This window comes from Micromonospora sp. WMMD723 (assembly GCF_049863385.1).
Taxonomy (GTDB): domain Bacteria; phylum Actinomycetota; class Actinomycetes; order Mycobacteriales; family Micromonosporaceae; genus Micromonospora; species Micromonospora wenchangensis.
Genome location: NZ_JBMKNR010000001.1, coordinates 3,355,897 through 3,374,645, shown reverse-complemented (window position 1 = coordinate 3,374,645; position 18,749 = coordinate 3,355,897). Strand labels below are relative to the sequence as shown.

Below are 18,749 nucleotides of genomic sequence, written 5' to 3'. Positions count from 1 at the left end.
GCCAGTGGAGCAAAACCGCCGATCAAGCCGTCTTTCGACAACCACCACGCGCGGGGACTTTTGTAATGATCAGACGAATGTTCCGGCGGAGCCCCGCGCCGGCAGGAGGCGGGCACACCGCCGACCCGGCCGTCGCCGGATGGGCGGCGGCGCGGGTCGGCGGCGTGGCGCGTACGGATCAGCCCGGCAGGACCAACTGCGCCGGGGTCGAGCGGTGGGTGGTGGTGCCGTCACCCAACTGCCCGGACATGTTGTTGCCCCAGCACCACAGGCTCCCGTCGGTACGCACGCCGCAGCTGTGGTAGCTGACGGACAGGTTCTGCGTCCACGTGGTCAGGGTGCCGACGCGCAGCGGTGCGGACCGGTGGGTGGTGGTGCCGTCACCCAACTGCCCGAACCCGTTGTTGCCCCAGCACCACAGACTCCCGTCGGTACGCACCGCGCACGACGAGTCCACACTGGCGTCTACCTTCGTCCAGGTGGTCGCGGTGCCGACCTGGATCGGGCTGGTCTGCACGCCGGTGCCGGCGCCGACCTGGCCGTACCCGTTCTCGCCCCAGCACCACAGCGTCCCGTCGGTACGGTTCGCGCAGGTGTGCGCGTGCCCGGCCGTCACGCCCGCCCACGAGGTCGCGGTGCCGACCTGCGCCGGGGTGGCCCGGTAGCCGAGGATGCCGACGCCGAGCTGCCCGTCGGTGCTGTCGCCCCAGCACCACAGGGTGCCGCCGGAGCGCACGCCGCAGCTGTGCGCGTACCCGGTGGTGACGCTCGTCCAGGTGGTCTCCGTGCCCACCTGCACCGGGCTGGTCGCCCGGGAGGGGGACGTGCCGACGCCGAGCTGCGCGTTGCGGTTCAGGCCCCAGCACCACAGGGTGCCCGTGGTCTGGACGCCACAGGTGTGGTTGGCGCCCGCGCTGACGCTGGCCCAGGTGGTGGCGGTGCCGACCTGCACCGGGGTGCTCCGGCTGGTGGTGGTGCCGTCACCGAGCTGCCCGTTGTAGTTGCCGCCCCAGCACCACAGCGTGCCGTCGGTGCGGATCGCGCAGGTGTTGCTGGTGCCGGCGTCGACCTTCGACCAGGTGGTGGCGGTGCCGACCTGCACCGGGGTGGTGCGGTTGGTGGTGGTGCCGTCACCGAGCTTGCCGCCGAAGTTGTCCCCCCAGCACCAGAGCGTCCCGTCGGTGCGGATCGCGCAGGAGTGCAGGTCACCGGTGGCGACCTGGGAGACCGTGGCGGCGGCGAGGGCCGCGTTGGACGCGCCCCGCTCCGCGACGGCCGTACCCGCGACCGCCGCACCGGCCGAGAAGCCCACCGCGAGCGCGGCGACCCCGAGCGAGACCGCTGCCGCGGTGCCGGCGGTGCGGGCCGCCCGTCGCCAGCGGGCCCACAGCCGACTGTCCTGTTGTCCGATCATGTTCTGTTCTCTCCCCAGACGAACGTCGATTTCTGCACGGCGGAGGCAGCGTCGCCCCGGCGGGTCACCTCGACCCACCTCGTACAGCAGTGACCCTATGCATAGAATCGCATCAATGCGAGGTCCCGCCGGGGCGACGTGGTACCACCGATGGCCTCCGCTGACGTCCGAACGGCTCAGGTTCGGCTCCACCGCTGGCCGGCGCTGCCGTTGCAGTCCCAGATCTGGGTACGCGTGCCGTTGGCCGTACCACTGCCCACCACGTCCAGGCAGCGGCCCGAGCCGACGGCGGTGATCGTGCCGTCGGCGTTGAACCGCCACCGCTGGTTGGCCTGGCCGTTGCAGTCCCAGATGATCACCGAGCTGCCGTTGGCGGTGGCCGCGCCGTTGACGTCCAGGCACTTGCCGCCGAAGACCCGCAGCTCCTGGGCGGCCGTCGAGGTCCAGCTCTGGTTGGCCTGCCCGTGGCAGTCCCAGATGATCGCCGCCGAGCCGTTGGTCTGCGCGCCGCCGTTGACGTCCAGGCAGCGCCCCGAGGACGAGTTGCGCAGCGCGCCCGTACCGGACGGCGGCGGGGTGGTCGGGGGCGGGGTGGTCGGGTTGCCGGTCGGCGTCACCGTCGGGGTCGGCGTCGGAGTGGTGCCGCCGAACTGGGTGAAGAACCGCCACACCTCACCCTTGGTCCAGGTCCGCACGCCACTGTCCCCGCCACCGTCGACCGGGCCCGGGGTGTGCCCGCCGTCGAACGCGGCCCACACGACCGGGTAGCCGGAGCGGCAGCCGGAGTAGGTGGTGGTGATGTGGGTCAGGCTGCCGGCGCGCGGCTCGGGCGGGCTCTGCGCCGTACACCCGTTGTTGCGCACGAAGGTGTCCCGCAGGGACCGGCCGGCCGAGACGTTGAGCACCGGGTCCCCGATGCCGTGGATGCCCATGTAGGCGATCGGCTGGCTGCCGCCGCTGCACCCGCTGAGCTGCCCGCCGGAGTAGACCGCGACGGCCCGGAAGACGTTCGCCCGGGAGCAGGCCAGCGAGTAGCTCATCCCGCCGCCGTAGCTGAAGCCCAGCGCGAACAGCTGCGTCGTGTCGACGCACAGGTCGTTCTCGATCAGCCGGACCATGTCGTCGACGAAGGTGACGTCCTGGCCGCCGGGGTTGGCCCAGCCGTTGCCGTTGCCCTGCGGGGCCACGAAGATCGTGCTGTTGTTCGCCTGCTGGCGCAGCCCGTAGTAGGACCAGGCGGCCCCGTCCGACCCGCCCCCGTCGACGTCGTTGGCGGTGCCGCCGTTCCAGTGGAAGCCGAAGATCAGCCGGTACTGGTGGTTGCGGTCGTAGTTGTCGGGGATCCGGAGGATGAAGCTGCGGTTCTGGCCGCTGCTCTGGATGCTCCGCTGGCCGCTGGTCAACGTGGGTGCCTTGCCGCACCCGGCGGTCGCGGCGGCTGCCGAGACACCGGCCGCCGCGGCGGTGGTGCCGGGGTCGCCGGCGAGGGTCGTCACGCCCACGGTCACGACGAGGGCCGCCGCCGCGAGGGAACCGAGGATGGGTCTGCGCCTTGTCATGAGGGGGCTCCTGCCACTCGTCATGGACTGGTTCGGGGGTACGGGGTCCACGCCGATCCCGACGTGTCGCGCCCGACGTGCTCCCGCTGACCGCACCCGCCAAGGACGGAACACCAGGAGACGCACGATGCGCACACGACGCCGGCCGGCTCGTCGCCGCAGCTGCCAGCCGATGGTCCCGCTGCCCGGCAGGACCGACTGGTCGTCGAACCGATCGGTGGTCCATGTCGCGCCCGGACGCCACCGGCCGAGGCCCGGAGCAGTGGCACCGGACGTCGAATCGATTCGGCAAGACCCTAGGTCGAACAGTGAAATATGTCAATGCTGTGTCGGGTCGGTTGCGACTCGGGGTCGGCCGCCCGACGGCGGCGAACCGCAGGTCACGCAGCGGTTCCCCCGGGGCCGGGCCGACCCGGCCCCGGGGACGCCGGTCAGTTGCGCAGGCTCCACTGCTGGTTGGTCCCGCCGTTGCAGGACCAGAGGATGATCTTCGTGCCGTTGGCGGTCGCCGCGCCGTTCGCGTCCAGGCAGAGCCCCGACTGGGCGTTGGTCAGGGTGCCGTTGGCGTTGAGGTTCCACTGCTGGTTGGTGCCGCCGTGGCAGTCCCAGATGATGACCGTGGTGCCGTTGGTCGTACCCGCACCGTTCGCGTCCAGGCACTTGTTGCCGTACGCGGTCAACTGCTTGCCGCTGGTGTACGTCCACTGCTGCCCGGTGCCGCCCGTGCAGTCCCACAACTGCACCTGGGTGCCGTTGGTGGTGCTGGCGTTGGGCACGTCGACGCAGCGGCCGGACTGCCCGCCCACCAGCCGGCCACCCTGCTGGCCGCTGCCGGTGCCCTGCTGGCGGACCAGCGAGCTGGACTCGGCCGACCGGTTGCCCTGGGCGTCCACCACGAACAGCCGGTACTCACCCTGGTTCGTCGGCACCGCGATGGAGGTGGCGGTGCCCGCCGCCCGGGTCATCGTCGGGCCGTCGGTGAAGGTGGTCGTGCCGGCCGGGGCCAGCCAGACCGTCCTTCCCGCGTCGCCGGTGCTGCGGATCGGGATGGTCGCCGAGGCGCTGGTGACGAAGGTGCTGGCGGGCAGCACGTAGTTCGGCAGGGAGAGGTTCGCCGCCGGGATGATGTCCCGGTACGCGTCCTCCAGCCCGGAGTTGGCCGCGATGCCGTACGCCGTAGCCGGCCAGACGTAGTCGGACGACACCAGGATGTCGTTGACCGTGCTGTTCGGCAGGTTCTTGTTCGACACCTTGTTGATCGGGCCGTAGATCTGGGTGATGCTCAGGTCGTGCTTGCGCCCGAAGTCGTCGGAGTTGATCATCCAGGTGATGTTCTTGTCCACGCTCAGCACGTTGTCCCGGAACGTGATGTACGCCGACCCCTCGTCCGGGTGCAGGCCGTACTTGTGCCCGGACGGCACACCCTGCAGGTAGTTGTTGGTGATCGTCGTCCCCGGCTGGGCACCGAGGGTGTAGATCGGCGCGGTGTCGCTGAGCCGCTGCACCGTGTCGATGATGTGGTTGTAGCTGATGGTGTTGTTCCGGGCCGTCGTGGTGGGCCGGTTCGGCGCGATCGAGCCCGATGACCCGTCGAAGTTCCACCAGCCCCAGCCGAGCGTGATGCCCGACCACGGCGACTTCTCGATCCGGTTGCGCTGGATCGTCAGGGTGTCCACGAAGTACGCCGAGATGGGGCTGTGCCCGTTGAACAGCACCGCGCTGTCGTACAGGTAGTTGTTCTTGATCTCGATGTTCTTCGGCAGCCCCTCGACCTGCGGCAGCCACTTCTCCCGGTTGGTCGACGTGCCGTCGCCGATGTAGACGTGCTGGGGGTGGCCGACGGTGATCGCGGAACCCGCGATGTCGTTGGTGACGTTCCCGGTCAACTGGCTGTTCTGCACGTCGTTGACCATGTTGACGCCGTCGGCGCCGCTGTGCTGGACGCGGTTGCGGCTGAACAGGATGCCGTCGGCGTTCTCCACCTGGATCATGCCCGGGGTGACGTCGACGTTGCGGTAGTAGTAGTCGTGGAAGTTCCGCTTCGCGTACGCCTGCGCCCCGAGGTTGCCCTGCTGCGCCTGCTTGAACGACGAACCGGCGACGGTGAACAGGTTCCAGTCGGAGTGCTGCACGGTGAGCCCGGCGAACGTGATGTTGCGGGCGTGGTTGCCCGTCGAGGTGCCGGCGACCCGCAGCAGGGTGGTCACGTTGTTCGGCGCGAACACCGACGCGGTCGTCATGTTCTCGGCGCTGCTCTTGTAGTAGTAGAGCGTCCTGCTGCCCTTGTCGAAGAAGAACTCCCCGGGCGCGTCCAGGAACTCGTAGGCGTTCATCAGCTTGTGGCTGCCGCCGCTCTGGGCGTTGCCGTTGAACGCGCCCTGGGCGATGGCGGCACCCGGCTGCTGGAACAGCGCCACCCGGTTCGCGCCGTCGGAGGTCACCTGGCGTACCCCGACGATGGCGGTGGTCCAGGTGGTCGCCGTCTCGATCTCGATGTCCTCGGCGTTGCGGGCGACGGCCGGGAAGTCGTTCAGGTTGTACTTCGCGCCGTCGCACTGCGAGCCCGACTCCCAGGCCCACGCGGCCTGCCCGGCCGTGACGTTGTACGTCCCGTAGCAGCCCGCCGAACCGACCGTCTTCGTCGCCATGACGGCCCGCTTGTCGTTGACGTAGAGCGCGCGCAGCTTGTTGGCCCGGTCCAGCGGCGCCTTCCAGATGTTCCCGCTGTGCTGGGTCCAGCCGGTGACCGGCACGCCGCCGTCGAGCACCGGGGTCTCACCGGGGTAGGCGGAGTAGCTGACCCGGTAGCCGTTGCTGCCGGAGTCGGCCGCGCCGAACTCGATGGTGCTGCTCACCGGATACCGGCCGCCCCGCAGGTAGACCTGGATGTCGCCGGTCATGTTCGCGTTAACAGTACGCACCACGTCCCGCGCGCGTTGCATCGTCCGCAACGGGGACTCGAGGGTGCCCGGGTTGCTGTCGCTGCCGTCCGGCGCGACGTAGTACGTCGCCTGGACGGCGGCCGAGGCCGACAGCGGGTGCGCGATCACGGCCGGCACGGCGGCCGCGACGAGCAGCGCACCTGTCAGCAGCGACCTTCGCACGAGGGAGAGGGCTGGGTTCACGTACCTGTCCTTTCGCATGCCGCCCACAGCCATGTCCGCTGGACAACCGTCCCGGGGGTGCGACAGTGAACCCGCCGTACGAACATGGACCGACCCGGCGGGAGGCGTGCGCGCTCCCGGCGGTTCGACCGTTGGCGGGTTCCTGGGGAAGATGCCGTGACCGACGGCGGCAGGGTCCACGTGCGAGACTCGGGGTCATTCCCTGCCACCGGGAACTCCCGTCGCCCGCGCACACGCTCCTGCCCGTGGTCACGGAATGCTGCCTGAAGCGTAGGCGTCGGAATCGGCGGAGGCAACCACCAATTGTCAACCGCCTATGCGTAATCGTGATCGACGGCACCCACCGTCGGTGCTGTCCGGGTCTCCGCGCGGCCTCAGCGCCGACGGTGCGGCACAACGAGCAGCGTCACCGAGTTCGCCGGGTACGTCGCGCTGACGCCGCCCCGGTGCACCCGGAGGTCCTCGCCCCGGACGATCGAGGTGAGGTCGGCAGGGCCGTAGCTGAACCGCTGCACCCGGTCCCCGCCGCGGAGGCCGGCGAGCGCGGTCCGGGAGGTCAGGTCCCGGTCGGTCTTGTTGACCACCATGACGGTGAGCGCCCGGTCGGACGAGCGTTGCGCGGCGTAGACCGCGAGCTGCCCCTGGTCGCTGCTGGCCGCCGACACGCTCACGTCGCCGAACCTGCCGCCGGCGCCGTCGTAGTTGCGGTACATCCGGAAGGCGTACGCCCCGGGGTCGGTCGGTTTCGGCTCGCCCCAGATGGTGGCCAGGTCCAGCCCCTCGCGCCCGAAGATGCCGAGCACGTCGGCCTGGGCGAGCGCGCCGTTGATGTCGTCCAGCGCACCCCAGTTGTATTCGGTGATGGCGACCTTCGTGCCGGGGTAGTACCGGGCGACCCACGCCTTCATCTGGCGGATGAACTGCAACGGCGGCGCGTTCACCCCGCCGGGGCCGATCCACGACTCGTCGACGTACGTCGGGTCCCACAGCGACCGGGTGGACCGCAGCCGCAGCGCGTTGGAATCCGGGTCCTTGCCACCGCTGATCTGCGGGTAGTAGTGCTGGTCGAAGTAGTCGAGGAAGCGCCTGCCGCCGTGGGCGTCGCTGAAGTCCTTCATGTTCTTCAGGTACCACTGGGAGAGGTTGAGCCCGCCGTGCGCCGCCGCGTCCGCGCCGGGCGCGCACCCGTCCAGCCCGGACGCCACCCACTCGCAGTAGCCCCAGCCGGACGGGCCGAGCACCGCCGCACGCGGGTCGGCGGCCTTGATGGCCGCGGCGGTCGCCGTGCCCTTGCCGCCCAGTTCGTCGTAGCTCACCGGCTCGGGGTGCACGTCGCGGTGGGTGGAGCTCCACAGGACCGGCTCGTTGTCGAGTTCGTAGATCGACACGCCGCCCCGGGCCGCCGGGCCGAACTGGTTCACGAGGTGCGACACCATCTCCCCCGCGAAGGACGGACCGGCCGGGATCGAGGTGTCCGTGGGCACCGCGCCGGTCAGGTTCGCGTCGGCGTGCCGGCCGTTGCCGCAGTTGGGGTCCCACTGGTCGAACGAGTCCTGCTCCGGGAAGCGGGTGGCGGGGAAGCCGCAGGCGAACGGGTGCGACGAGGGCGAGTCCTTCGCCACCCAGCCGATCAACGGCACGGCGACCACCTGTTTCGTGCCGTGCTCCCGGTTGCGCCGCACGAACGCCTCGACCGTGTTGTCCGGCCCGGCCACGATGTTCTCGAAATACCAGTCGCTGCCGGTGTTGTAGGTGTGGTTCCGGAAGTTGTAACGGCTGCTCGCGTTGCCGCCCCAGCGGGCCACCGGGGTGCCGAGTTCGGCGACGAGCGCCGGGTCCCCGCCGTTCATGCCGTAGATGTCGGGGCTGATCCGGTGCCGGGCGGCGGAGGCGTCCACGGTCAGGGTGGGCCCGTCGGCGGCAGCCGCGGCCGGGCCGACACCGGCCTGGGTCGCCAGCAGCCCCACCACGAGAGATCCGGCCACCCCGATCGCCGTTGCCGGTCGTGGCTGACGCCGTCGTCGCACACCCATCGGAGCCTCCTGTCACCGATCGGCCACCAGGCCGAACCCCCTCCACATTACGGGTCACCCCTATCAAGTCAATCGATTCCAGGAATCGACGAGCGACGATCTCAATTGACCGGACGAGCGGGGTGGCACCTCATCGATATCGATGCGAAGCTGTCCCTGTAGCTGCACGTGTCCATCCGGACACATTGGGCGATGGTGGTGGTTCCGTTGGAACAACTTCCGCTGTGGGGGCCGAGCACCGACGTGCCGCCACCCCCGAGGCCGGTCCTCACCCGGCCGGTGACGCTCCGCCTCCTGATCACCGTGAAGACGGCACCCCACCCCTCCACCAGCTACGGCGAGACGGTCTGCGTCGGCGCGCTCAGCCTGGCCCCGCCCTGGACGGGGTGGATCCGGCTCTACCCGATCCACTTCCGCGAACTCGCCGCCGACAGCAGGTTCCGCCCGTACGACATCGTCCACCTCGACGCGCTGCCGGCCCGTCGGGACCCACGCCGCGAGAGCTGGCGGCCGATCGTGGACACCATCACCACCGAGCAGCACCTCGCCGGCGGGCGGTCCCGTCGCACCCTTCTCGACCCGCTCGTCGAGGACTCCATGTGCCGACTCAACGAACGGGCCCGTGACGACCACGGCGCACGATCGATCGCCCTGGTCCGCGTCGCCGACGTCGCCAGCCTGAAGGTCGAACGACGGGACGGCTGGTCGCCGGAGGACCGCAGAAAGATCGCCAGCTACCTCAACCAGCTCGACCTGCTGGAGCCGTCCAGGCGCAGCCCGCCGGAGGCACCGCGATTCACCGGCACCTACCGCTACCGGTGCGCGGACCGCCGATGCCGAGGACACCGGCAGACCCTCTGGGACTGGGAGTTCGTCGCCCTGCAACATCGCCTGACGCAGCTCACCGACGCCGAGGCCGCAGACCGGCTCCGACACAGGTTCCTCACCCAGCTCTGCGCCGCCGACCGGGACGTGGCCTTCTACGTAGGCAACCAGGCGGCGAGGCCGCAGTCGTTCAGCATCGGCGGCGTCTACGCGCCGCGCCGGTCCGCCACCCGGTACCGGCTACGCGTCAACCGATGACCTCGGTCAACACGTCGGCATGACAGGGGTCCTCCGCCCGGCACCAACACGCCAACTGCTTCCCGGCCAGATCCCGCCGCGCCCGCTGCACCAGCTCCGGCTGCCCGGTCAGCCACTGCCGGTACAGCCGCAACGCCTCGGCCCGGCCGTGCTCACGAAGGCTGAACGGATTGGCCCACGGAGAACGCCGCAACCCGAACCCCTGCCGCCCGACGTAGACGGCACCGGCCGGCACCACCGGGTGGTAGAGGTCCCCCTGCACGCGAACCCGTGACTGCGCCACCCTCCCCCGCCTTCCCGTCGGGCTACCGGGCGTCGTCGCGCTGACGTCGCGCCCGTTCGAACTCGGCGACATCCGCCATCCAGGGACCGTACCGGTCGAGTGCGGCGCAGCCACCACGGATGAAGGTGCTCACCAGCGTCCGGTACCCGCCGATCCCGTCGACCAGGCTGTACTCGACCCGGTACTGCGGGTCCGCCCCGCCGTCACCCTGGCGCACCGTCGTGATCCGGGCGAGGGAGTCCGCGTAGAAGTGCAACTGGACCCCCTCACCGCGCTCCTCGTCCTCGATGGTGAACACCTCGTTGTCCGCAGCAGAGCGATCGGCGACGAACTGCCAGAACTCGGCGGAGGCGGACCGCGAACCGTCCCGTACCCACGTCTTCGCGCCGCCCTTGTCGTCGGTGAACGACAGGGTCGTCCTGCGCGTACCCCCGCCGGCGTCGGCGTGGTCGCCGAGAGTCCCGTCGTCATCGTCGACAGGCGTGCTCCGGGCGCGGTCCGCGGCCTCCGAGCACATCAGGAAGCTCACCGTACGCACCGCGTCGTCGGCGAGCCCCGGGTAGGCGCGACGCAGGGCCGCCTCCACCGTCGACGCCAGCCGGTCCCAGTCCCGCTTGTCGGTCGCCCGGTTCCCCCGGCGCGGGTCGAGACCGATCCGCATCCCGGCAGCCGCCTGCTCGGCGGTGGCGATCACCCGCAGGACCTCCGGCAACAGTGCGGGGTCGACGGCGTCGGGCAGCCGTCTCGGCAGGGTCGCCCCGTGCAGATACTGGCCCGTGTACCGCAGAACCTGCGCGTCGAGCGGCCCGAGGACGACGCCCCGCTCGGCGCGACGACGCTCCGCGTGGTACTCCTGAACCCGCTTCTCGTCCGCCCGCTCCGTCGCCGAGCGCAGCGCCGCACAGAGCTGACCCCGGTCGAGCAGATCGAGGTCGGCCCCATGGGCGACGAGCCGGCCCCGGTCCCACCCGATCCGTCGGAAGAGCGCGTCGACCTCCCCGGGCGGGGCGAGCAGAACCGGATCCAGGAGCGCGACGGCGGCGTTCTCGTCGAGCCGGCCCCGGGTTCCGGCCGCGTCACACAGCGGCAGAACGGCGCTCCACAGCAGCAGGTGTCGGGCCAGGTCCTCCCGGATCACCGCAAGATGGGCCGCGGCGACCGGAAACGTGAAGGTCCGGGGCTCGTGGTTGGCGTCGGCCCCGGCGGCGAGCATCAGCCTCAGCCCGCCGTCCTCGCGGATCACCCGCGGAAGCCAGCCGCCACGCGCGAAGACGACGTCGCTCACGACCACCGCGCACACTCGACCTCGAGGCGCGGATCGGTGCGCACCCACACCTCACCCCCGGTGGCCCCGGCCGGTGCGTCGACCCGTTCCAGACCGAGAAACTCGATCAGTTTCAGCACCGTGGCCCGTTCGGCCCGGTCCTCGTCGACGTCATGCGTGTGGAAGAAGACGTAGTACCGGTCGCTCGGGTCGACACAGCCGGAGTCCGCCCAGATCCGGGCGACCTCCTGGAGGGCCGCCTCTTCCGTCGTGATCGTCGCGGCGAAGGCGGCACCCCGGGTCTCCGGCGACGCGTCGAGGTCGGAGAGGTCGGAGAACCACTGACCGAAGCGGTCGAGGCCGGCGTAGCCGTTCTCGAAGAACAGCATGGCGCTCGGCAGGTAGCGGTTGGCCCGGCCGGCCCGGAAATGTTCCGCCCGGGGCTGGTCCGCTCCCCTGATCCGGGAGATCACCCCCTGACGGGGCATGAGCACCAAACTCTGCCCCGCCTCTTCGTCCCTGATGGTGTAGGTCTCGGCCTCCCGCCCCCGGAAGAACGCGGAGAAGGCCATGTACGCCTCCTGGGGGTCACCCACCGAGACCTGCTGGTCGTCGCCGTCGCCGGTGGTGAAGACAAACTGTTTCGGTCCGGGCTGGTAGGGACGGGCCATGGTTCGTCCTCCGGTTCGGTGGATACGTCCCGCCAGGGTAGTTGATCAGGGCGGACCCGCCTGCGGCCCTGGTCACAGACGTGCCGCGCGCAGACGACGAGCCCGGGACCGGACGCGGGTCGACGCGGCGACGAACCGGGGACGGCCATCGTCGGTCCGGACAGGGACACCGGAAGCCGGACGGTCCGACGGCCCCTGTGCGCCGGGTTCAGGGGTCGAGGGGTCGACGTCGGGCACGTCCTCGGCCGTCTATGGTCGAACAGCTCACATCCCCGGAGGTGGCGCATGGCCGAAGGCCAGCTCGATTCGTATCGCCGTGCGGCGCTGTTCGTCGACTTCGAGAACGTGTACATCGGTCTGCGCAACTCGAGCCCCGACGCGGCTGCGGCGTTCGCCACTGACCCGGGCCGCTGGGTGCGGTGGATGGAGCAGGATCTCGGCCCGTTCCGGGTCGACGACGACGAGGTCCCGCGGATGCTGCTACGCCGGATCTGCTACCTGGAGCCGAGCCATTCCGGCAAGTTCCGTTCATACTTCACCCGGGCCGGGTTCCGGGTCGTGGACTGCCCGTCGCTGACGAGTATGGGCAAGAACAGTGCCGACATTCACATGGTGCTCGACATCCTCGACACCCTCACCCACCCAACCCGGTTCGACGACTTCGTCGTCCTCTCGACCGATGCCGATTTCACCCCGGTGTTCATGCGGCTGCGGGAGCACGACCGGACTTCGGCAATGCTGGTGAGCGGGCCGACCGCCGCCGCGCTGCAGTCGGTGTGCGACTTCGCGATTCCGGACATCATGTTCATCGAGGAAGCCTTGGGCCTGAGCCCCTCGCAAGCCGGAGTGGAGCAGGCCCGCACCCCCGTGCCGCAACCACGCGCGACCACCGCCGTGCTGGCCAACCGCGACAGCGACAGCGTGCGAAACCGCATCGAGGCGACGGTGCGGCAGCTGGTGGCACAGTCGACGACACCGGTCGACCTTGCCTCCGCAGCACACTACGTCCGCAAGGCCCTGGGACGGGAGGCGACGACAAACTGGGCCGGGGCGGGCGGGTTCAAGCAGTTCGTCACGACGATCCAGAGCGACAGCCTGGTGTTGGAGCCGCGCCACCCCGGCTGGCTGCTCGACCCGGCCAGGCACGAACTGCTCAAGCCCTCGAGCGCGCCGGAGATCGCCGAACGAGTGAGCCGAGTCGTCGGAGCACCGCTGATCGGCACGGACGCCTATCGGGCCCTGTTCCGGTCGATCGCCGACGAGGGCCGCGCCAACCCCGCCCTACCACAGGCGCAGGCGGAGGAGGTGATCCGTGAGGCGTGCGGCCGGCGGGGACACACGGTCACGAGAAGCGCGATTCACTTCGTGCTCATCGGCCTGAAGTACAGCGGGGTCGACTGGCGGGACGCCCGGCACGACGCGGCGAACCTCGCCTCGGAGTTCGCCGGTAACGTGCTGCGGCTGACGGTCAACGCCCGGATGGAGTTGTCGGAGGCGGAGCGGGCTGCGGTGTGCGCGTGGATCCAGGACGACCGCTGAACGACACCTGCTACTCCCGATTCAGCGCTCAGGCTGACGTGGTGGGCAACGCCGGCGCTGCCCGTGAGCTTCTCTCAGGCGCCGTTGGCGGAGTGAATGCCGAGATCGGTACGCCCTGGCAGTAGATCCTCGCGGAGGGCCCGGGTCCCGTGGTAGTCGCCATCGCGCAGGCGTCGGAACGGCAGCGTGGGCTCGGTGTCGACGGTGCGCAGCCGCTCTCGTAGTCGCGTGGTCTCGCGTTCGACAGCGGCGGTGTCCAGACTGTCGGCGTCGTGGACGACGTGCAGGTCGACCACGTCGATGCCGACGTACCAGAGCACACCGTGGGTGACGGGGAACAGCAGGGAATCGATGTCGCCGCTGATGCCGCGCGGGCCGATCGATGCGGCGTCTTCGCCGGCGGTCACCACGATCAACGCCCGGCGTCCGGCGAGGCCGCCGTCGCCGTAGCGGCGCGGCAGCCCATCGCCATCGAGGTCACCGTACGCGAATCCACTGGTGAGTACTCGGTCGAACCAACCTTTGAGGATCGCGGGCGGCCCGTACCACCACAACGGGAACTGGATGACCAACAGCTCGGCCGCGGCCAGTTTCGCCTGCTCGTCGCGCACGTCGGCGGGCAGTTCGCCCCGGGCGTACGCCTCGCCGGCCAGTTCGGCGATGTTGCCGGGATTCGCGGCCAGCTCACCGAGGTCGCGGTCGCTGAGAACGGGGTCGAAGCCCTGCGCGTACAAATCGGACGTCTGCACCCGGTAGCGAGCGGCCAGAGCCTCGGTGCCCACCCGGAGGAGGTGAGCGTTGAAGGATTCCCGGCGGGGATGCGCGTACACCCAGAGGGCGTTGCCTGCCTCGGGGGTGTGGGTGATCGTCATCGGGTCTCCTCGCTCGTGGGGTGTCGGTTCTCGGTGGCGACCGCCGTGACGACGCGGGCAAGCGCGTCGCGGGCGCGCTCGGGGCTGATCCGGTTGTCGAGGGTGCTGCGGGCGAGGGCGTCGCCGGCGCCGACGATGGCCTGCAATCCTGCCGTGTCGATGGGGCCGGCCAGGGGCACGAGTGCCTCGCGGCACATGTCGAGGTAGGCCTCTTCGGCCTCCTGGCGTAGCCGGTTGAGGGTGGCTGAGCCAGTCAGCGCGGCGACGACGTCGGCCAGCTCTCGGCCTTCGGCAAGGCAGCAGTCGATGTAGGCCCCCGCAACCAGGTACGCCACTCTCGGCAGGTCGGGCTCGGCTTCCTCGAGCGCGGCACGCAGCGTCTCGCGCTGGCGGGCCTCGAACTCGCGGTACAGCTCGGCAAGGAGGCCGCCTCGGTCGCCGAAGTGGTCGTAGACCAGGGGTTTGGTCACTCCGGCGCGGTCGGCGAGCCGGGCGAGGGTGAACTCGCCGGTGCCTGCGTCGCGGATGAGCTCGCGGGCGACCTGCAGTAGTTGGGTGTGCCGCTGCTGCTTGGACATCCTGCGGCGCGGGCCGGCCGCCGGCAGCTCACTCACCCGAACCCCTTCCATACCATGATCGCCATAAGTTACCTCTAGTAAGTTACCATAGGTAACTTCGGATCGGAGATGGATCTTCGCTCCGGTGAACACGACGGCGGCAGCCGGCCGCGCGGTACACATCCATGCCCGGTCGGTGTGGTTGTTTCCGCTGCTCATGGCAGCAGCCTGCACATCACCGGTGAACAGCTTCGCCAGCAGGTACGCCTTAAACCGCAGGCCCGGCAACGCGACGCCCACCGCACCGGCACACCACGACGGGTCTCCGGTACAGGCGTGCTGCACCAGCAGCCGCCACACGGTGTCCCGGGCGGCGTAGCCGCAGGACGGATGCATCAGGAGCGCCGACAGCTCCGGCAGGGTGATGATCCGGCGGGGCAAGCCCAGGCCGAGACGGCGGCCATCGACCGACAGCGGATTCGGCCCCTGCCCAATCCGCTGAGAATCTTGTGCAGGCAGGCGGCATCGGGTGACCGAGGAACCCTCTTACCTGTAACCGTCCTTCGGAGCTGAGCACGATGGGACAGGAGAGCCCGAACGAGGTCCTCAAGAGGTTACCGGCGGCTCGCTCGGAGGCTGATTCATCGCGTCAACATCGTTTGATGTGTTGAGTACGGCGCAGTCGCGGCAGGTGGGGTGTGTGGCGCGGTGTTGGCGTGCCCAGAAGCCGGCGTCGATCTCTTGTCGGCGAGGCGGAACGGCGGCAAGCTGTAGGCGACGCAGTAGGTGAAGGTTGGTGGGCAGCGCTGCGACGTCAGTGGCGTGTAGGCGCGGGTGGTGGACGATGAGTGTCCCGTCGCTCATGGTCACCAGGGCCCGGTACTGACGTAGGTCGTTCGGGCCATTCGGCTGGAACAGGGTTTCGTCGTGGCGGCTGGGGCGGAGGATGTGCCGGCCATCCGGGTGGATATGAGCGAGGAACCATTCGATGAAGTCGGTGCGTGCTGGCCCGTGTGTGGGGTCGTAGTAGTCGATCGCCCGGGCCCGGCGCACGAGGTCGGCGAGGGTGCTGGAGTCGACCGCGAAGAACGTGAGGTCCCGGGGGAGTTGCCACTGCTTCCACGTGGGCCGGGTGTCGGGTGCGGTGGCCGGACGTGGGAGGCGCGGTGCCTGCTCCAGGAACGTGGTGTCGATGTCGGCTCGGGCGAAGTGCTTGCGGAGCCAGGAGCGTTGGAAGTCGTTCGCGGTCTGCCAGGTGTAGACAAGCGCGTCGTACTCGCCGACTGGCTGGGGCTGGTCGGCCCAGGGCAGGTTGTGGCAGACGTCGGCGATAAGCCGGATCTCGGCAAGGTGCCCATCTGGGTGTCTCGACCGGTCCGGGTTCGATGCCAGCGCCCGGATCTCGATCATCGCGGCTGACAGCAACACTGCGATGGCCGCGCGACGATGATTGAGGTTCCCCCGGCAGCTCGGAGGCTTTCGATCATGCTCTGATGGAGCTGAAGGGAGTCATCCGTGGCAGCACCGAAGAAGTACCCCGATGAGCTGCGTGAACGTGCGGTGCGCTTGTATCGGGAGTCGGACCCGAAGCCCGTGATCCGGCAGCTGGCACGCCAGCTTGGTGTGCATCACGAAGCGTTGCGCAACTGGATCCGCCAGGACGAGGCCGACCGCGGTCAGCGTGACGACCGGCCGACGACCTCGGAGGTTGAGGAGCTGCGCCGGCTACGGCGGGAGAATGCCGAGCTGAAGCGGGCCAACGAGATCCTGAAAGCCGCGTCGGCTTTTTTCGCCTCGGAACTCGACCCGACCCGGCGACGGTCGTGACGCTCGTCAACGAGCTACGCGATCGCTTCGGGGTCGAGCCCGTCCTCCGGGTCCTCAACGTCGCCCCGTCGACCTACTACGGCTGGCTCGCCCAGGCCGCCAACCCGTGTGTTCGGCGGCGGGAGGATGCGGAACTGGCGGTGGAGATCGCGGAGATCCACGACGTATCGGGTGGCACCTACGGCAGTCCAAGGGTGCACGCCATGCTGCGCCGGCAGGGCCGCCAGGTGGGTCGCAAGCGGGTGGAGCGGTTGATGCGGACCGCCGGCCTGCAAGGGGCGTTCCTGCGCAAGAAGTGGCGCATCCCGTCGACCCGGTCGAACCCGAAGGCGACACCGGCTCCCGATCTGGTGAACCGGCAGTTCACGGCTGCGGCGCCGAACCGGTTGTGGGTCGCCGACGCCACCCGCATCCCCTGCGGTGAGGGCGTGTTCTGGCTGGCCGCAGTGCGGGACGTGTTCTCCAACCGCATCGTGGGCTGGCGCTGCTCTGACCGCTGCGACACCGACCTGATCCTCGGCGCCCTCGAATACGGCATCTGGTCCCGCGACGTCCGCGACGGCCAACTGATCCACCACTCAGACCGCGGGTCGAACTACACGTCGTTCCGCTTCGCCCAACGCCTGGCCGACAACGGCATCCTGCCCTCCATGGGGTCGGTCGGCGACAGCTACGACAACGCCCTGATGGAGAACTTCTGGTCGACGTTGAAGATCGAACTGGTCTACCGCAACTCGTGGCGCACCCGCGACGAGGCCGAGAACGCGATCTTCACCTACATCGACGGCTGGTACAACACCCGCCGCATCCAGAAAGACCTCGGCTGGCGATCCCCAGACGAGTACGAAACCGCCTGGCACACCCACCAGGCCCGACACGACCAGACGGCTATCGTTCAGCCTGAGCCCACCGGCGCCAGGTAACTAACCCTCCGGCAAACCGGGGGAACCTCACGGGACATATCCCGGATGGAAGCCCGCCGCGACCACCTGAATGGAGCGATCAAGGATGTTGAGCTGCTGCGGGTGGAGTCCCGACCGCATGCGAGGCTCGGTCGGCGGGAGCTGTTCGGAGCGTTCAAGAACAACGGGCACCGCGTGTACCGGTACAAGATTGCGGTCGAGTATTCCGGCGGTGTGCAGACGCCAGCCGGACGCGGCATCATCCAGCCGGGGGAAGTCGTGTCCGAGCACCTGCTGACGGAGGCACCCTACGACAGCATCGTTGTCTGGTTTGACGGTGAATGCCCCTGCGATGTCCCGGATGACCTTGACGGGCACTGGCGGAGGTCGTGGCCTGCCCCTGAACCGGTCGTGCCGGATGATGAAAATCCCGCCTTGCAGTAACCAGGGTGTTTACAGATGTAGATTCGTCACGTGGATGAGGAATACCGCTGGGACGACAACACCTACACAGCCATCGCCGCCAAACAGGTGTAGGAACCTTGATGATCTTTCGAGTCGGTCGTGCCCGTCTTACCCCCAAGAGGGGCGCTTCTACTCCAAACCCCACAAGTCAGACACCGTCACGACTTTGCCGGCGCCCTGCTACCAACCCCAGGTGTGGTGATGCCGCCAGCATCACCACACCTGCGAAGAAGAGAATCTTGCTGAACAGCCGTTACCAGGCTCGTAGATTGGCGCTCAGATCCGATGTCGAAGCTCGTCCTGCTCGTCCAGCGACTCACGCATCGCGGTCCGTGCAACATCGACCCCCACACCCGTCGCATCGGCGATGACCTCGGCAAGCCGGGAGGGATGGTCGATACGCGGATAGGTGGGCATGCTAATCCAAATCTCGGGCCCCACCTCGTTCGCGTCAAAGGTTGCTGCGTCGCTGGTGAGCTGCGCGTAGTAGCTTTCAAACGCAGGGTCCCAGCCCCAGACGCTCTGCCGACGCCAGCCAGCTAGCTCAAGGTTGTAGATCGGGTACCAAACCATACGAGTTCTCCGGGGCTTCGGTTGTGCACTATGGACAGTTTCATTATCGCTGTCGCAGACTGCTGGCGTGTTCCGGGGCTGTTCCGCACCGGGTTTGATGGAGACATCGAAACCTGGGAGGAACACCAGCGATGCCCGCACCGAGGAAGTACAACGATGAGCTGCGTGAGCGTGCGACCCGGTTGGCGGTCGAGGCCCGCCGGGAGCCGGCCAGTGCGGTGGGAGCGATCCGTCGGATCGCCGGTCAGCTCGGGGTCCACCCTGAGGCGTTGCGTGCGTGGGTGAAGCAGGCCGAGCGATTCGCTACCCCCAGAGACTCGCCGAGGCCGGCGCCGTCGCATCGGTCGGCTCCACGGGCGACTCGTACGACAACGCGATGGCCGAAGCGTTCAACTCCCTGTACAAGGCCGAACTCGTTCGCAACCGAGGTCCCTGGCGCGGGCTCGACGACCTAGAGATGCCACCGTCGAGTACATCGACTGGTACAACAACCGCCGCCTATACAGCGAACTCGGACACGTCCCAGTGATGCCGCGCCCAGGATCACCGAGTCGGTAGAGACTGTTGATGCGGACTGCGCAG

At 69.0% G+C, this 18,749-nt stretch carries 16 protein-coding genes and 3 pseudogenes; 7 read left to right on the top strand and 12 right to left on the bottom strand.

Annotated elements, in window-relative coordinates:
- Positions 1 to 178 precede the first annotated feature (178 nt).
- The 4 genes from ACN261_RS15275 to ACN261_RS15260 form a co-directional block, all read right to left on the bottom strand.
- On the bottom strand, positions 179 to 1,414 hold the full coding sequence (locus tag ACN261_RS15275; RefSeq protein WP_421485954.1) for an RCC1 domain-containing protein: 1,236 nt from the start codon (positions 1,412 to 1,414) through the stop codon (positions 179 to 181).
- A 176-nt stretch (positions 1,415 to 1,590) separates the two neighbouring features.
- A complete protein-coding gene (locus ACN261_RS15270) occupies positions 1,591 to 2,973 on the bottom strand; it encodes a lectin (RefSeq protein ID WP_421485953.1) in 1,383 nt (460 codons plus the stop codon).
- 431 nt (positions 2,974 to 3,404) lie between these two features.
- On the bottom strand, positions 3,405 to 6,098 hold the full coding sequence (locus ACN261_RS15265) for an RICIN domain-containing protein (RefSeq protein ID WP_425850730.1): 2,694 nt from the start codon (positions 6,096 to 6,098) through the stop codon (positions 3,405 to 3,407).
- Between the two features lie 374 nt (positions 6,099 to 6,472).
- Positions 6,473 to 8,083 carry a glycoside hydrolase family 44 protein gene (locus ACN261_RS15260; protein WP_425850728.1) on the bottom strand — a complete coding sequence of 537 codons (1,611 nt, stop codon included), beginning with the start codon at positions 8,081 to 8,083 and terminating at the stop codon, positions 6,473 to 6,475.
- 240 nt (positions 8,084 to 8,323) lie between these two features.
- On the opposite strand from ACN261_RS15260, the gene ACN261_RS15255 reads away from it, so the two are divergent.
- Positions 8,324 to 9,214: a hypothetical protein gene (locus ACN261_RS15255; protein WP_421485949.1), complete on the top strand. Its 891-nt coding sequence runs from the start codon at positions 8,324 to 8,326 to the stop codon at positions 9,212 to 9,214.
- On the opposite strand, the gene ACN261_RS15250 is transcribed toward ACN261_RS15255, so the two are convergent.
- Genes ACN261_RS15250 through ACN261_RS15240 form a run of 3 tightly spaced genes read right to left on the bottom strand, consistent with a single transcriptional unit; the run spans position 9,204 to position 11,432 of the window.
- Entirely contained in the window at positions 9,204 to 9,497 is a 294-nt protein-coding gene (locus ACN261_RS15250) for a DUF4326 domain-containing protein (protein ID WP_421485947.1), read from the bottom strand. The genes ACN261_RS15255 and ACN261_RS15250 overlap by 11 nt on opposite strands.
- Positions 9,498 to 9,519: 22 nt before the next feature.
- Positions 9,520 to 10,782, bottom strand: coding sequence for a DUF6357 family protein (locus tag ACN261_RS15245; RefSeq protein ID WP_421485946.1), 1,263 nt, complete (start codon positions 10,780 to 10,782; stop codon positions 9,520 to 9,522).
- On the bottom strand, positions 10,779 to 11,432 hold the full coding sequence (locus tag ACN261_RS15240; protein ID WP_425850724.1) for a hypothetical protein: 654 nt from the start codon (positions 11,430 to 11,432) through the stop codon (positions 10,779 to 10,781). The genes ACN261_RS15245 and ACN261_RS15240 overlap by 4 nt, the downstream gene beginning before the upstream one ends.
- 285 nt (positions 11,433 to 11,717) lie before the next feature.
- Between ACN261_RS15240 and ACN261_RS15235 the strand changes: the two genes are divergently transcribed.
- On the top strand, positions 11,718 to 12,971 hold the full coding sequence (locus tag ACN261_RS15235; protein WP_425850723.1) for an NYN domain-containing protein: 1,254 nt from the start codon (positions 11,718 to 11,720) through the stop codon (positions 12,969 to 12,971).
- A 74-nt stretch (positions 12,972 to 13,045) separates the two neighbouring features.
- Here the strand turns inward: ACN261_RS15235 and ACN261_RS15230 are convergent, their stop codons facing one another.
- From ACN261_RS15230 to ACN261_RS15215, 4 genes and pseudogenes are all read right to left on the bottom strand, one after another.
- Positions 13,046 to 13,843: an NAD(P)H-dependent oxidoreductase gene (locus ACN261_RS15230; RefSeq protein ID WP_421485941.1), complete on the bottom strand. Its 798-nt coding sequence runs from the start codon at positions 13,841 to 13,843 to the stop codon at positions 13,046 to 13,048.
- The gene (locus tag ACN261_RS15225) at positions 13,840 to 14,421 is read right to left on the bottom strand and encodes a TetR/AcrR family transcriptional regulator (protein WP_421487013.1); all 582 of its coding nucleotides are present in this window, start codon (positions 14,419 to 14,421) and stop codon (positions 13,840 to 13,842) included. Before ACN261_RS15225 ends, ACN261_RS15230 begins: the two co-directional genes overlap by 4 nt.
- A gap of 201 nt (positions 14,422 to 14,622) precedes the next feature.
- Positions 14,623 to 14,895 (bottom strand): annotated as a pseudogene (locus ACN261_RS15220) (hypothetical protein); the annotation flags it as partial.
- Between the two features lie 111 nt (positions 14,896 to 15,006).
- A complete protein-coding gene (locus ACN261_RS15215; RefSeq protein WP_425850720.1) occupies positions 15,007 to 15,810 on the bottom strand; it encodes a hypothetical protein in 804 nt (267 codons plus the stop codon).
- 105 nt (positions 15,811 to 15,915) lie between these two features.
- Here ACN261_RS15215 and ACN261_RS15210 point away from each other — a divergent pair, with 105 nt between their 5' ends.
- The 3 genes from ACN261_RS15210 to ACN261_RS15200 are packed head-to-tail and all read left to right on the top strand — an operon-like array spanning position 15,916 to position 17,573.
- Complete coding sequence (locus tag ACN261_RS15210; protein ID WP_204924187.1) at positions 15,916 to 16,227, top strand: transposase; 312 nt, start codon at positions 15,916 to 15,918, stop codon at positions 16,225 to 16,227.
- Positions 16,224 to 17,150 carry an IS3 family transposase gene (locus tag ACN261_RS15205; protein WP_421482997.1) on the top strand — a complete coding sequence of 309 codons (927 nt, stop codon included), beginning with the start codon at positions 16,224 to 16,226 and terminating at the stop codon, positions 17,148 to 17,150. The genes ACN261_RS15210 and ACN261_RS15205 overlap by 4 nt, the downstream gene beginning before the upstream one ends.
- A gap of 45 nt (positions 17,151 to 17,195) precedes the next feature.
- Positions 17,196 to 17,573: a hypothetical protein gene (locus ACN261_RS15200; RefSeq protein WP_425850718.1), complete on the top strand. Its 378-nt coding sequence runs from the start codon at positions 17,196 to 17,198 to the stop codon at positions 17,571 to 17,573.
- A gap of 297 nt (positions 17,574 to 17,870) precedes the next feature.
- Here the strand turns inward: ACN261_RS15200 and ACN261_RS15195 are convergent, their stop codons facing one another.
- Entirely contained in the window at positions 17,871 to 18,308 is a 438-nt protein-coding gene (locus tag ACN261_RS15195; RefSeq protein ID WP_425850716.1) for a hypothetical protein, read from the bottom strand.
- On the opposite strand from ACN261_RS15195, the pseudogene ACN261_RS15190 reads away from it, so the two are divergent.
- Both ACN261_RS15190 and ACN261_RS15185 read left to right on the top strand, forming a co-directional pair.
- A pseudogene (locus tag ACN261_RS15190) lies at positions 18,299 to 18,442 on the top strand (IS3-like element ISMyma3 family transposase); the annotation flags it as partial. The gene ACN261_RS15195 and the pseudogene ACN261_RS15190 overlap by 10 nt on opposite strands.
- Positions 18,443 to 18,462: 20 nt before the next feature.
- Positions 18,463 to 18,725 (top strand): annotated as a pseudogene (locus ACN261_RS15185) (integrase core domain-containing protein); the annotation flags it as partial.
- Between the last annotated feature and the right edge of the window lie 24 nt (positions 18,726 to 18,749).

Coding starts and splice junctions, on each gene's coding strand:
- ACN261_RS15275 (WP_421485954.1), bottom strand. CDS start 1,414: ATGATCGGACAACAGGACAGTCGGCTGTGGGCCCGCTGGCGACGGGCG.
- ACN261_RS15270 (WP_421485953.1), bottom strand. CDS start 2,973: ATGACAAGGCGCAGACCCATCCTCGGTTCCCTCGCGGCGGCGGCCCTC.
- ACN261_RS15255 (WP_421485949.1), top strand. CDS start 8,324: ATGGTGGTGGTTCCGTTGGAACAACTTCCGCTGTGGGGGCCGAGCACC.
- ACN261_RS15240 (WP_425850724.1), bottom strand. CDS start 11,432: ATGGCCCGTCCCTACCAGCCCGGACCGAAACAGTTTGTCTTCACCACC.
- ACN261_RS15235 (WP_425850723.1), top strand. CDS start 11,718: ATGGCCGAAGGCCAGCTCGATTCGTATCGCCGTGCGGCGCTGTTCGTC.
- ACN261_RS15230 (WP_421485941.1), bottom strand. CDS start 13,843: ATGACGATCACCCACACCCCCGAGGCAGGCAACGCCCTCTGGGTGTAC.
- ACN261_RS15225 (WP_421487013.1), bottom strand. CDS start 14,421: ATGTCCAAGCAGCAGCGGCACACCCAACTACTGCAGGTCGCCCGCGAG.
- ACN261_RS15215 (WP_425850720.1), bottom strand. CDS start 15,810: ATGATCGAGATCCGGGCGCTGGCATCGAACCCGGACCGGTCGAGACAC.
- ACN261_RS15200 (WP_425850718.1), top strand. CDS start 17,196: ATGGAAGCCCGCCGCGACCACCTGAATGGAGCGATCAAGGATGTTGAG.